The organism is Cupriavidus sp. KK10 (assembly GCF_018223725.1).
Taxonomy (GTDB): domain Bacteria; phylum Pseudomonadota; class Gammaproteobacteria; order Burkholderiales; family Burkholderiaceae; genus Cupriavidus; species Cupriavidus necator.
Genome location: NZ_CP073677.1, coordinates 3,434,840 through 3,448,365 on the forward strand (window position 1 = coordinate 3,434,840; position 13,526 = coordinate 3,448,365).

The 13,526-nt window shown below is 69.2% G+C and carries 11 protein-coding genes; 9 read left to right on the plus strand and 2 right to left on the minus strand.

Annotated elements, in window-relative coordinates; translation table 11 throughout:
* Complete coding sequence (locus KB879_RS16140; protein WP_013953776.1) at positions 1 to 990, plus strand: hypothetical protein; 990 nt, start codon at positions 1 to 3, stop codon at positions 988 to 990.
* A 9-nt stretch (positions 991 to 999) separates the two neighbouring features.
* On the plus strand, positions 1,000 to 2,142 hold the full coding sequence (locus tag KB879_RS16145; RefSeq protein ID WP_211979415.1) for a glycosyltransferase: 1,143 nt from the start codon (positions 1,000 to 1,002) through the stop codon (positions 2,140 to 2,142).
* A gap of 15 nt (positions 2,143 to 2,157) precedes the next feature.
* Here the strand turns inward: KB879_RS16145 and hpnA are convergent, their stop codons facing one another.
* On the minus strand, positions 2,158 to 3,165 hold the full coding sequence (hpnA, locus tag KB879_RS16150; RefSeq protein WP_153953303.1) for a hopanoid-associated sugar epimerase: 1,008 nt from the start codon (positions 3,163 to 3,165) through the stop codon (positions 2,158 to 2,160).
* Positions 3,166 to 3,372: 207 nt separating this feature from the next.
* On the opposite strand from hpnA, the gene ispH reads away from it, so the two are divergent.
* The 6 genes from ispH to KB879_RS16180 are packed head-to-tail and all read left to right on the plus strand — an operon-like array spanning position 3,373 to position 10,020.
* A complete protein-coding gene (gene ispH, locus KB879_RS16155; RefSeq protein ID WP_114133171.1) occupies positions 3,373 to 4,386 on the plus strand; it encodes a 4-hydroxy-3-methylbut-2-enyl diphosphate reductase in 1,014 nt (337 codons plus the stop codon).
* Positions 4,387 to 4,407: 21 nt separating this feature from the next.
* Entirely contained in the window at positions 4,408 to 5,577 is a 1,170-nt protein-coding gene (gene hpnH, locus KB879_RS16160) for an adenosyl-hopene transferase HpnH (protein ID WP_211979416.1), read from the plus strand.
* Between the two features lie 11 nt (positions 5,578 to 5,588).
* Complete coding sequence (gene hpnI, locus KB879_RS16165) at positions 5,589 to 6,743, plus strand: bacteriohopanetetrol glucosamine biosynthesis glycosyltransferase HpnI (RefSeq protein WP_211979417.1); 1,155 nt, start codon at positions 5,589 to 5,591, stop codon at positions 6,741 to 6,743.
* Positions 6,740 to 8,164: a hopanoid biosynthesis associated radical SAM protein HpnJ gene (gene hpnJ, locus KB879_RS16170; protein ID WP_211979418.1), complete on the plus strand. Its 1,425-nt coding sequence runs from the start codon at positions 6,740 to 6,742 to the stop codon at positions 8,162 to 8,164. The genes hpnI and hpnJ overlap by 4 nt, the downstream gene beginning before the upstream one ends.
* Positions 8,165 to 8,202: 38 nt before the next feature.
* Positions 8,203 to 9,006 carry a hopanoid biosynthesis-associated protein HpnK gene (hpnK, locus tag KB879_RS16175; protein ID WP_080569609.1) on the plus strand — a complete coding sequence of 268 codons (804 nt, stop codon included), beginning with the start codon at positions 8,203 to 8,205 and terminating at the stop codon, positions 9,004 to 9,006.
* A gap of 9 nt (positions 9,007 to 9,015) precedes the next feature.
* Positions 9,016 to 10,020 (plus strand): lysylphosphatidylglycerol synthase domain-containing protein, encoded by a 1,005-nt coding sequence (locus KB879_RS16180; RefSeq protein WP_211979419.1) that lies wholly within the window; start codon positions 9,016 to 9,018, stop codon positions 10,018 to 10,020.
* A 13-nt stretch (positions 10,021 to 10,033) separates the two neighbouring features.
* Here KB879_RS16180 and KB879_RS16185 read toward each other — a convergent pair whose 3' ends face one another.
* On the minus strand, positions 10,034 to 10,678 hold the full coding sequence (locus KB879_RS16185; RefSeq protein ID WP_211979420.1) for a phospholipid-binding protein MlaC: 645 nt from the start codon (positions 10,676 to 10,678) through the stop codon (positions 10,034 to 10,036).
* 176 nt (positions 10,679 to 10,854) lie between these two features.
* Here KB879_RS16185 and KB879_RS16190 point away from each other — a divergent pair, with 176 nt between their 5' ends.
* Positions 10,855 to 13,491 carry an MMPL family transporter gene (locus KB879_RS16190; protein WP_211979421.1) on the plus strand — a complete coding sequence of 879 codons (2,637 nt, stop codon included), beginning with the start codon at positions 10,855 to 10,857 and terminating at the stop codon, positions 13,489 to 13,491.
* The last annotated feature ends 35 nt before the right edge of the window (positions 13,492 to 13,526 follow it).

Here is a 13,526-nt window from a genome sequence, read left to right on the forward strand (position 1 = left end):
ATGTCCGAGACCACTGAGGTTGCTGGCAACGCGGCGGCCGCGCCGCCGCGCAACAGCGCCGCCGATGCCGAGGCCCGCGCCATCGCGGTTGCCGATACGGTCGCTCGCACTGCCGTCGAGCAGGCCGACCATACCATGCGCCACTGGACCGACCCCACCCCGGGGCCGGTGCGCATCGGCTCCCCGCAGCACCTGCAGATGTTCTGCAATATGCTGCTGCAGACCCACAACCCCTACAAACCCACCGTGATCGACTGGCCGAAGCTGTCGCCGGAGGCCCTGCACCGCGTCACCTCGCTGCCGATCTGGGACATCGCCGTGCAGACCGAGGGCCGCGCCTCGATCCGCGTCAAGACCTTTGCCGATACCGTCGGCGATCCGCTGCTGCGCAGCGCGCTGGAAATGGACGGCGGCGAGGAGGCGCGCCACAAGGTGGTGCTGTCGAAGCTGGTCGAGGCCTATGGCATCGCGCTCGCGCCCGAGCCTGACTACCCGCCACCTGACGATCCGGAATGGGGCTGGCTGGTCACCGGCTACAGCGAGTGCATCGACAGCTTTTTCGCCTTCGGCCTGTTCGCCGCGGCCAGGCGCTCGGGCTTCTTCCCCGCCGAGCTGGTCGAGACCTTCGAGCCGGTGATCCAGGAGGAAGGCCGCCATATCCTGTTCTTCGTCAACTGGGCCGCCTGGTACCGGCGCAACCTGCCGTGGTGGCGCCGCCCGCTGTTTGCGCTGAAGGTGGCGCGGGTGTGGGCCTTCCTGGTCTGGGAGCGCATCGGCATTGCGCGCGGCATCGACACCGACGGCGTGGCCCAGGACGCCAACTTCACCATGAACGGTTCCGCGGCGCTGGGCGAAGCCCTGACGCCGGGCGCGATGATCGACCTGTGCCTGGCCGAGAACGACCGGCGCATGGCCGGCTACGACGCGCGCCTGCTGCGCCCGGAAACCGTGCCGCGGCTGGCCCGGCTGGCGCGGCGCTTCGTCAAATAGGGCCGGCCCATGCACCTTGCGTTGGCGTTGTCACTGCTGTCGCTGGCGGTCTGGCTGGTGCTGATCTTTGCCCGTGCCGGCTTCTGGCGCGTGCGCAAGCCGGCTGCCGCACCGGATCCCGCGGCCTGGCCAGACGTGGTCGCGGTCATCCCAGCCCGCAACGAGGCCGAGGTGATCGGCCGCGCCGTGGCCGGCGTGCTGGGCCAGCGCTACCCGGGCCGGCTGGGGCTGGTGGTGGTGGACGACCACAGCCAGGACGGCACCGCCGATATCGCCCGCGCCGCCGCCGCGGCCACCGCGCGCCCGCGGGGGCTGACCGTGATCGGCGCCCGCGAGCTGCCGGCCGGCTGGAGCGGCAAGGTCTGGGCCCAATCCGAAGGGCTGGCCGCGGCCGACCGCATCGCCGCGCAGGCCCGCTACGTCTGGCTGACCGATGCCGATATCTGGCACGGCCCCGGCGTGCTGGCCGCGCTGGTGGCGCGCGCCGAGCACGAGCGGCGCGACCTGGTCTCGCTGATGGTGCGGCTGCGCTGCGAATCCGCCTGGGAACGGCTGATCGTGCCGGCCTTTGTCTTCTTCTTCGCCAAGCTCTACCCCTTCGCCCGCGTGCGCGATGGCCGCAGCCGCGTGGCCGCCGCGGCCGGGGGCTGCATGCTGGCCAGCCGGGCGGCGCTGGCGCGCATTGGCGGCTTTGCCGCCATCCGCGGCGAGCTGATCGACGACTGCAGCCTGGCCTCGCGCATCAAGCCCGGCGGCGCGATCCGCCTGGACCTGGCCGACGACAGCGTGTCGTTGCGGCCCTACAACGACTGGCGCAGCCTGTGGGACATGATCGCGCGCAGCGCCTACACCCAGCTGCGCTATTCGCCGCTGCTGCTGGGCGGCGCGGGGGCGGGCATGGCGCTGACCTACCTGGTGCCGCCGGTGCTGGCGCTCGGCTGGCGGCTGTGGCCGGCATGGCTGGCCTGGGGCGCGATGACCCTGGCCTACCTGCCGATGCTGCGCGAATACCGGCAGCCGGCGTGGCTGGCGCCGCTGCTGCCGGTCACGGCGCTGTTCTACCTGGGGGCGACCATCGACTCGGCACGGCGCTACTGGCTGCGGCGCGGCGGGCAGTGGAAGGGCCGGGCGCAGGCGCCGGTGCGGTCCTGAGCGTGCCGTGCCAGCTTAGCGCTTGTCGAGATACCCCTGCGCCCGGAACCACTCCAGCGCGTCCCGCAAGCCCTCCTGGTATGGCCGCGGCTGATAGCCCAGCACCTTGCGCGCCTTGTCTGATGTAAAGAACATCCGGTACCGGGACATATTGAGTCCATCTACAGTGATGAACGGCTCCTTGCCGGTAAAGCGCGCCGCCGCCTCCGCCCCGTACGCCAGCGGGTACAGCGGCCAGCGCGGCAGCTGCATGGTCGGCGGGCGCCGGCCGCACATCTGCGCGATGTCGCGCAGCATCTGCTGCAGCATCACGTCCTGGCCGCCCAGGATGTAGCGCTCGCCGGCCTGGCCGCGTTCCAGCGCCAGGAAATGCCCTTCGGCCACGTCATCCACATGCGCCAGGTTCAGGCCGGTATCGACAAAGGCGGGGATCTTGCCCGTGGCGGCCTCGACGATGATGCGCCCGGTCGGCGTCGGCCGCACGTCGCGCGGGCCGATCGGGGTGGACGGGTTGACGATGACCGCCGGCAGGCCACGCTCGGCCACCAGCTTTTCGACCACGCGCTCGGCCAGCACCTTGCTGCGCTTGTAGGCGCCGATGGCCTCGTGCGGGCGCAGCGCCGCGGTCTCGTCCACCGGCGCCCGCGCGCCGGCCACGCGCAGCGTCGCCACGCTGCTGGTATAGACCACCCGCTCGACGCCGGCCTGCTGCGCAGCCTCCATCACGGCCAGGGTGCCGTCGACGTTGGTGCGCACGATGTCCTCGGGGTCCGGCGCCCACAGCCGGTAGTCGGCGGCCACATGGAACAGGTAGCGCACGCCCTGCAGCGCGGCGGCCACCGCGCCGGCGTCGCGCATGTCGCCTTCCGCCACGGTCACCGGCAGCCCGGCCAGGTTGGTCCGCGGGCTCTGCGGGCGCACCAGCACGCGCACCCGGAAGCCGCGTGCCAGCGCCCTGCGCGCCACCGCCGAGCCCAGAAAGCCCGAGGCGCCTGTCACCAGCACGTCATCGTTTTTCGTCATAAACCCGTTTTCCCGTGAGGCGGAGTCGCCTTGGCCAGCCTCGCGCTGGCCAAGGCGACTCCAGACAAAGCCGGCGTGTCGGGTATATAGTAACCACCGTGCGACGGAAATGTGATCTGCGGTGGATCTCCGGTGGTTGCCGGTGCATTTCCCGTCCCGCCATCCCAAACACTGACACCCGTTGAAATGGGTCGGGGGGCTTACTCTATGCAGGTGATTCTTGCTCAGCCCCGGGGCTTCTGCGCCGGCGTGGTGCGCGCGATCGAGATTGTCGACCGCGCCCTCGTCAAGCATGGCGCCCCGGTGTTCGTGCGACATGAGATCGTGCACAACAAGCACGTCGTAGAGGGACTGAAGGACAAGGGGGCGCGCTTCGTCGAGGAGCTGGACGAAGTCCCGACCGGCGCCGTGACCATCTTCAGCGCGCACGGGGTCTCGCGCGAGGTCATCGCCGATGCCAGCCAGCGCCAGCTGCATGCCATCGACGCCACCTGCCCGCTGGTGATCAAGGTCCATACCCAGGGGCGCCAGTACGCGGCCAGCGGCCGCACCGTGATCCTGATCGGCCATGCCGGCCACCCGGAGGTGGAAGGCACCATGGGCCAGATCCCGGGCAAGGTGATCCTGGTGCAGAACGAGGCCGAGGTCGCGCAGCTTGACCTGCCCGCCGACACCCCGGTCGCCTACGTCACGCAGACCACGCTGAGCGTGGACGACACCCGCAATATCATCGCCGCGCTCGGGCGCCGCTTCAGCAACCTGGTCGGTCCCGATACGCGCGACATCTGCTACGCCACGCAAAACCGCCAGAGCGCGGTGCGCGACCTGTGCAAGCTGGCCGACGTGATCCTGGTGATTGGCGCGACCAACAGCTCCAACTCCAACCGCCTGCGCGAGATCGGCACGGAAAGCGGCGTGCCCAGCTACCTGATCGCCGAAGGCAGCGAACTGGACCCCGCCTGGGTGCGCAACGCCAACGTGGTGGGCATCACCGCCGGCGCCTCCGCCCCCGAGGAAATGGTCGAGGACGTGATCAACGCGCTGCGCCGGCTGGGCCCGGTGGATGTCACCACCATGGCCGGGCGCGAGGAACATGCCGAGTTCCGGCTGCCGGCCGAGCTGGCCGACGTGAAGCCGAGACCGGCCCCGCGCAAGGCCGGCAAGGAAACCGCCGCAGCCGCGGCCGTACCTGCCACCGCCAACGAGAATATCGCCGGCTGAACCCAACCAGAGGAAGTTGCCTTGGCTATTCCGCTACTGCAGGTCGCCCGCGTGGGCGCCTACATCGTCGGCAAGCATCTGTCGCGACAGAAACGCTATCCGCTTGCCCTGATGCTGGAACCGCTGTTCCGCTGCAACCTGGCGTGTTCAGGCTGCGGCAAGATCGATTATCCGGACCCCATCCTGAACCAGCGCCTGTCGGTGCAGGAATGCCTGGGGGCGGTGGATGAATGCGGTGCCCCGGTGGTGTCCATCGCCGGCGGCGAGCCGCTGCTGCACAAGGACATGCCGGAGATCGTGCAAGGCATCATCGCGCGGCGCAAGTTTGTCTACCTGTGCACCAATGCGCTGCTGATGGAAAAGAAGCTGGACCAGTACCAGCCCAGCCCGTATTTCATCTGGTCGGTGCACCTGGACGGCGACCGCGAGATGCATGACCGCTCGGTGTGCCAGGAAGGCGTGTACGACCGCTGCGTCGAGGCGATCCGGCTGGCCAAGGAACGGGGTTTCCGCGTCAATATCAACTGCACGCTGTTCAACGATGCCCAGCCCGAGCGCGTGGCGAAGTTCTTCGACTCGATCAAGGCGCTGGGCGTGGACGGCATCACCGTGTCGCCGGGCTATGCCTATGAACGCGCGCCGGACCAGCAGCACTTCCTGAACCGCGGCAAGACCCGCCAGCTGTTCCGCGACATCCTGAGCCGTGGCCGCGCCGGCAAGAACTGGGCCTTCAGCCAGTCGACGCTGTTCCTGGACTTCCTGGCCGGCAACCAGACCTACCACTGCACCCCGTGGGGCAACCCGGCGCGCACCGTATTCGGCTGGCAGCGTCCGTGCTATCTGGTGGGCGAGGGCTATGCCGCCACCTTCCGCGAGCTGATGGAAGAGACCGACTGGGACGCCTACGGCACCGGCAACTACGAGAAGTGCGCCGACTGCATGGTGCACAGCGGCTATGAGGCCACCGCCGTGGCGGACACCTTTGCCCATCCGCTCAAGGCGCTGGGCGTGAGCCTTCGCGGCGTGCGCACCAGCGGGCCGATGGCGCCCGATATTGCGCTGGACAAGCAGCGGCCGGCCGACTACGTGTTTTCGCGCCACGTCGAGATCAAGCTCGAGGAAATCCAGCGCGCGAAGCCGCCCGCCAACCGGCCGCGGCCGGCGAAGGCCAACGCCGCGGCCACGCACTGACTGCACTGCCGATGGCCACCGAACTTGCCGCCACCCTCCCGGGCGCTGCGCTGACCTGCGTGTCGGCGGGCTATGCGCTGGCCGCCGCCTGGCTGTCGCGCCGCGCGCCCGCGGCAGGCGGCGGCACGGCAACGACACCGGTCAGCGTGCTCAAGCCGCTGTGCGGCGCCGAGCCCCGGCTGTACGAGAACCTGGCCACGCTGTGCCGGCAGCGGCATCCGTCGTTCCAGCTGGTATTCGGCGTGCGTGCCGCAGACGATCCCGCCATCGCCGTGGTTGAACGGCTGCGCCGCGACTTCCCGGCGTGCGACATCGCGCTGGTGGTCGATCCGCAAGTGCACGGCACCAACCTGAAAGTCAGCAACCTGATCAACCTGTTCGCGCAGGCCAGGCACGATGTGCTGGTGATCGCCGACAGCGATATCGCCGTGCCGCCCGAATACCTGGCGCGCGTGACCGCGCCGCTGGCCGACGCCGGCGTGGGCGTGGTCACCTGCCTCTACCGCGGCAAACCGACTGGCGGGCTGTGGTCGCGCATTGGTGCGCAGTTTATCGACGACTGGTTCGCGCCGTCGGTGCGCATCGCCCACGCGGGCGGATCGCAACGCTTTGCCTTTGGCGCGACCATTGCGCTGCGCCGCAATGCGCTGGAAGCCATCGGCGGCCTCGCAGCCTTGTCCGGCCGGCTGGCCGACGACTACTGGCTGGGTGAGCTGACGCGGCAGCAAGGCTTGCGCACGGTGCTGTCGGAGGTGGTGGTCACGACCGACGTCACCGAGGACCATTTCACCGACCTGTGGCGACATGAGCTGCGCTGGCTACGCACGATCCGTTCGCTGAATCCGCCGGGCTTTGCCTTTACCTTCATCACGTTCACCTGGCCGATGCTGGCGCTGGGTGTGCTGCTGGCACCGCTGCCGCTGGTACTTGCGGTGGCGGCCGTCGGCGCGCTGGCGCGCAGCGTGCTGGCAGGCAGCGTCGCCGCCGCACTGCGCGCACCGTTGCGCGATGCGCTGCTGCTGGCCGGCTGGGCATTTGCGCTGGCAGGCAAGCGCGTGCAGTGGCGCGAGCAGGTGCTGTCGGTGCGCGATGCCCTGCACGCCAGTCCTGCGCTGACCCCGAATCAACCTTCATCCACCGGCATCCATCCCCAGAGGCCGCTATGAAAAAAACCCTTTTCCTCCAGGCCCCTTCCTTCGACGGCTTCGACGGCGGCGCGGGCTCGCGCTATCAGGCCAAGCGCGAGATCAAGTCGTTCTGGTACCCGACCTGGCTGGCGCAGCCCGCCGCGCTGGTGCCGGGCAGCCGGGTGCTCGACGCACCGGCCGACGGCCTGACCGTGCAGCAGTCGCTGGATATCGCCGCGGACTATGAACTGGTCATCATCCACACCAGCACGCCCTCGTTCCCCACCGACGCCAAGTTCGCCGAGGAACTGAAGAAGCGCAAGCCGGATGTGATGATCGGCATGGTCGGCGCCAAGCCCGCGGTCGATCCGGGCGGCACGCTGGGCGCGAGCGAGGCCATCGACTTCGTCTGCCGCGAGGAGTTCGACTACACCTGCCAGGACGTGGCCGCGGGCAAGCCGCTCAAGGACATCCTGGGCCTGTCCTACCGCCTGCCGGACGGCTCGCTCGAACACAACGGGCAGCGCCCGATGATCGAGAACATGGACGAGCTGCCCTTCGTGGCGCCGGTCTACCAGCGCGACCTGAAGATCGACAACTACTTCATCGGCTACCTGAAGCACCCCTATGTGTCGATCTACACCGGCCGCGGCTGCCGTTCGCGCTGCACCTTCTGCCTGTGGCCGCAGACCGTGGGCGGGCACCGCTACCGCACGCGCTCGGCTGAAAGCGTGATCGCCGAGGTCAAATGGATCAAGGAGAACATGCCCGAGGTCAAGGAGATCATGTTCGACGACGACACCTTCACCGACTTCAAGCCGCGCGTGGAAGAGATCGCTCGGGGGCTGGGCCAGCTGGGCGTAACGTGGTCATGCAATGCCAAGGCCAACGTGCCGTACAGCACGCTCAAAATCATGAAGGAGAACGGGCTGCGCCTGCTGCTGGTGGGCTATGAGTCCGGCGACGACCAGATCCTGCTGAACATCAAGAAAGGCCTGCGTACGGACATTGCGCGCCGCTTCACCGAGGACTGCCGCAAGCTGGGCATCCAGATCCACGGCACCTTTATCCTGGGCCTGCCGGGCGAGACGCGCGAGACCATCGAGAAGACCATCGAGTACGCCAAGGAAATCAACCCGCACACCATCCAGGTGTCGCTGGCCGCGCCCTACCCCGGCACCACGCTGTACCGGCAGGCGGTGGAGAACGGCTGGCTCGAGGAAAACAAGGTCATCAACCTGGTCAACGACCAGGGCGTGCAGCTGGCCGCGATCAGCTATCCGCACCTGTCCAAGGAAGACATCTACCACGGCGTGGAGACCTTCTATAAGCGCTTCTACTTCCGCCCCGGCAAAATCTGGGAAATCGTGCGCGAGATGCTGGGCAGCTGGGACATGATGAAGCGGCGCCTGCGTGAAGGCGTCGAGTTCTTCCGCTTCCTGCGCTCGCACGAGGCCTGATCCTGGCCCACGCGCTTTCCTGTGCCTCGCAACGCGCGCTGATCGTCACCGCCGACGACTTCGGGCTGCACCCCGCCGTCAATGAGGCGGTGGAGCTGGCCCACCGCGACGGCGTGCTCAGCGCCGCCAGCCTGATGGTGGGCGCGCCCGCCGTGGCGGACGCGGTCGAGCGCGCGCGCCGGCTGCCGTCGTTGCGCGTGGGGCTGCACGTGGTGCTGGCCGACGGCCCGGCCACGCTGCCGCGCGCGCAGATCCCCGACCTGGTCGACGCCGGAGGCCGCTTCGGCTCGGCCATGGCCCTGGACGGCTGCCGCTTCTTCTTCCTGCCGCGGGTGCGCCGCCAGCTGGCGGCGGAGATCCGCGCGCAGTTCGAAGCCTTTGCCGCCACCGGCCTGCCGCTGGACCACGTCAACACACACAAGCATTTCCACCTGCACCCGACGGTGCTGTCGCTGATCCTGTCGATCGGGCGCGACTACGGCCTGCGTGCGATGCGCCTGCCGCGCGAGCATGGCGCGCCGTTGCTGCTGCGCCCCTGGCTGGCGCTGCTGCGCCGGCGCCTGGACCGCGCCGGCATTGCGCACAATGACTACGTGGTTGGCATCGCGCGCAGCGGCCAGATGGACGAGGCAGCCCTGCTGCAGGCGCTGGCGCAGTTGCCCGCGGGCGTGGGCGAGATCTACCTGCACCCGGCCGTGGTCTCTGGCGAGGCCATCACCGCATCGATGCGCGGCTACCGCCACGCCGACGAACTGGCCGCGCTGCTGTCGCCGCGCGTGCGCGCCGCGCTGGAGCGCGCGGCCAACCGGCGCGGCGGCTTTGCCGACGTGCTGGTGCCCTGACTTTTCAACATGAAACGCATTGCTTACCTGACCGGCCTGCTCGGGCTGCTGGCGCTCACCGCGCTGGTGATCCACCAGGGCGCCAGCGATATCGCCGCGATCGTGGCGCAGGGCGGCTGGCTGCTGCTGTTGCTGGTGCCCCTGCACGCACTGCCGCTGCTGCTCGACGCGCAAGGCTGGCGCGTCCTGCTGACCTCGGCCGACCCCGAGGAGAAGGCGGGGCTCGGTTTCCTGTGGTGGGTCGCCACAGTGCGCGAAGCGGTCAACCGCCTGCTGCCGACGGTGGGGGTCGGCGGCGAACTGGTCGGCATCCGCCTGACGCGGCTGCGCATCCGCGACACCACCGCGGTGACTGCCAGCATCGTGGTCGAAGTGATGCTGACGCTGTTCTCGCAGTACCTGTTCTCGGCCATGGGGGTGCTGCTGCTAGTGGCCGCGCTGCAGGACAGCGGCGGGGCCTGGGTCATCCTGGCCGGGCTGTTGCTGTCATTGCCGGTGCCGGTGCTGTTCGCGATGTCGCTGCGGCATACCGCGATTTTCGAGAAACTGGAAGGCGCGGCGCGCAAGCTGTTTGGCGAAGATCACCGCATTGTCGCGATGATCGACGGCGCGCGGCTCGATGCCCATATCCGCGCGCTCAACCGGCGCCGGCGCGAGCTGCTGGCGGCGCTGGGCTGGCAACTGGCAGGGCTGGTCAGCGGCACGCTGGAGATCTGGCTGGCGCTGATGCTGCTGGGCCATCCGGTGCCGGTCTGGCAGGCGCTGGCGATCGAATCGCTGACCCAGGCCGCGCGCCAGGTGGCCTTCTTCGTGCCCGCCGGGCTGGGCGTGCAGGAAGCGGTGGTAATGCTGCTGGGGCAGGTGCTGGGGATCGATGCGCAGGTCTCGCTGGCGCTGGCGCTGGTCAAGCGCGCGCGCGAGATCCTGTTCGGCGTGCCCGCGCTGCTGTCATGGCAATGGGTGGAGTTGCGCCACTGGCGGCGCAGCCGGGACACCGGTCACGCCGCCCCATAATGGCGTGCGGCGCTCAGGCGTCAGATGCCTGGCGCGCGTTGTGGGTGGTCAGGTACTTCACCAGCCCGTCGACCCCGCTGCGCGCGACGATGTCCGCAAACTGCTTGCGGTACACCTCGATCAGCCACGCCCCCATCATATTGATGTCGTAGATCTTCCAGCCGTTGGGAGTGCGCTGCAGCCGGTAGTCGATCTGCATCTCGTCGGCATTGTTGATCACGCGCGTCTGCACCACCACATCGGTGGCGCCGCTGCCGGACTTGATCGGCTGGTAGCGGAACTTGACGTTCTGCTCGCGCAGCTGCGCCAGCGACACCGCATAGCTGCGCACCAGCAGCATCTGGAACTGCTCATGGAGCTGTTGCTGCTGCTCCGGCGTGGCGGTGCGCCAGGCACTGCCCACTGCCAGCCGCGTGGTGCGCTGGAAATCCGTGTAAGGCAGGAACTGCTTCTGCACGACGGCGGTAATCTTGCCGAGGTCGCCGGCGCGGGTGTCGGGATTGGACTGGATGGTGCCGATCACGCCCTCTACCGCGGCCTGCACCAGCCGCTCGGGGCTGGCGCGCAGGTCGCCGGGCTGGACAGCCTGGGCGTGCGCTACGGAAACCATGGCCACCGCTGCAAGCGGCGCCAGGGGAAGCAAACCGTGAATCGTCATGGATGTGAGAGCCAGGAAGGAATGTGAAGCGGCGCCGCCGCTGCAGCGCAGGCGCCAGGCTGACAGTTTATAGCGGATCGGCCTGAATCGCGGATGCCTGTGCCGCGCATGCCGCATGCCGCATGCGCCACGCTTCCAGCCGATATACTCGCGGTTCGTGCTCCTTGGATCCGCCCATGCTGACTTCGCTGCTGACACGCATTGTCCGGCTTGCCACCGCCTGGCCGTGGCGCGTCATCATCCTCGCGGCATTGCTGACCGCCGCCAGTGGCGTCTACGTGGCCCGTAATTTTGCGATCAACACCGATATCGGCCGCCTGCTGGAATCCGACGCCCCCTGGGCGGTGCGCGACGCCGCCATCGGCGACGCCTTTCCCCAGCGCAACCAGTTGATCCTGGCGGTGGTGCAGGCGCCCGCGACAGAGCTGGCCGACGCCGCCGCCGACGCGCTGGCCGAGGCGCTGCGCCGCCAGCCGGCACGCTTCACCGCGGTCAGCCAGCCCGGCGGCGGCCCGTTCTTCGCGCGCAACGGCTTGCTGTTCGCCAGCAACGATGAAGTGCGCCAGCTCTCGCAGCAGCTCGTGCAGGCGCGTCCGCTGGTCAACGCGCTCGCGCATGACCCGACCCTGCGCGGCCTGTCCGATCTCCTCACCACCACGCTGACGCTGCCGCTGCAGATGGGGCAGGTAAAGCTGGGCGACATGGCCAGGCTGCTGGGCAGCAGTGCCCAGACACTGGACCAGGTGCTGGCCGGCAAGCCCGCCGCGCTGTCCTGGGCAGGGCTGCTTGACGACAGCCTCAAGCCTGGGCCCGATGGCCAGGTCTACAGCTACCTCGCGCTCAGCCCGGTGCTGGACTACAGCGACCTGCAGGCCGGGGCCGCCGCCTCGCGCGCGATCCGGCAGGCAGCGGCCGACCTGCAGCTGGCGCAGCGCTACCAGGCCACGGTGCGCCTGACCGGCCCGCAGGCGCTGGCCGACGATGAATTCGCCTCGGTCAGCGACGGCGCCGTGCTCAACGGCGTGCTGACGGTGCTGGTGGTGGTCCTGATCCTGTGGCTGGCCTTGCGCTCGGCGCGGCTGATCGTGGCGGTGCTGGCCAGCCTGTTTGCCGGGCTGCTGATCACCGCGGCGCTGGGGCTGGCCATGGTCGGTTCGCTGAACATGATTTCGGTGGCGTTCGCGGTGCTGTTCGTCGGGCTGGGGGTGGATTTCGGCATCCAGTTCGGCGTGCGCTACCGCGCCGAGCGCCATGACCGCGACCATATCGTCGAAGCGCTGGGGCTGTCCGCGCGCGGCGTGGGCGCGCCGCTGGCCCTGGCCGCCGCGGCCACGGCGGCGGCATTCTTCTGCTTCCTGCCCACCGACTACCGCGGCGTGGCCGAACTGGGGCTGATCGCCGGCGTGGGCATGATGGTGGCATTCGCCACCACCTTCACGCTGCTGCCGGCGCTGATCTGCGTGCTCAAGCCCGGCGGCGAGCCCGAGGCGCCGGGCTTCGCGTGGCTGGCGCCCGCGGACCGGTTCTTCGACCGCTATCGCAAGCCGGTGCTGCTGGTCACCCTGCTCGCGATCCTGGCAGGCGCGCCGCTGCTGCCGCACCTGCGCTTTGACTTCGACCCGCTGCACCTGAAGGACCCCAAATCTGAATCGATGGCCACGCTGCTGGCGCTCAGGGACGCGCCGCAGGCCGGCACCGACGATGTCAGCGTGCTAGCGCCTTCGCTGCCGGCCGCACGCGATCTCGCCGGCAAGCTCGCGGCGCTGTCCGAGGTGGCACGCGCGGTCACGCTGCAGACCTTTATCCCCGGCGACCAGCCGCCCAAGCTGCAGGCCATCGGCCAGGCTTCGGCCGCGCTGATGCCGGCGCTGACGCAACCCACCGCCACGCCCGCCACCGACAGCGTGCGCGTCAATGCGCTGCGCAATGCCGCGCGGCAGCTGGCCATCGCCGCCGACGAGCATCCCGGTCCGGGTGCGGCTGAAGCCGCGCACCTGTCCGCCGCGCTGAAGAAGCTGGCCTCCGCCGACGCCGCCACGCGCGACCGCGCCGAGCGCGCCATCGCCGTGCCGCTGCAGCTGGCGCTGGCACGGCTAAAGCTGGCGCTGGACCCGCAGCCTGTCAGCCAGCAGACGCTGCCGCCCGAACTGGTGCGCGACTGGATCACGCCGGACGGGCGCGCGCTGGTCAGCGTCAGCCCGAAGCTGCCGCCGCCCGCCAGCGCGCAGCGCGAGGCCGCGCTGGACCGCTTCATCACCGCGGTGCAGCGCGTGGCACCGACCGCCACCGGCGGGCCGATCGCGATCCGCGGCTCGGCCGATACCATCATGGCCGCCTTTACCCAGGCAGGCGCGTGGGCGGTGGTGTCGATCACCATCCTGCTGTGGATCACGCTGCGCCGTTTCGGCGACGTGCTGCGCACGCTGATACCGCTGCTGGTTTCGGCCATCGTCACGCTGGAGTTGTGCGTGCTGTTCGGCATTGCGCTGAACTTTGCCAACGTGATCGCGCTGCCGCTGTTGCTGGGCGTCGGCGTCGCGTTCAAGATCTATTACGTGATTGCCTGGCGGCACGGCAAGACCCAGCTGCTGCAGTCCAGCCTGACGCACGCCGTGCTGTACAGCGCGGCCACCACCGCCACCGCTTTCGGCAGCCTGTGGCTGTCGCAGCATCCCGGCACCGCCAGCATGGGCAAGCTGCTGGCGCTGGCGCTGGCGTGCACGCTGGTTGGGGCCGTGTTCTTCCAGCCGATCCTGATGGGCCGCCCGCGCGAAGGCGCCCATCACAAACATGACAAGGCTGCCCGGTCATAATCACAAACCCGACGCGGCCGACCCCGAACCCCTTC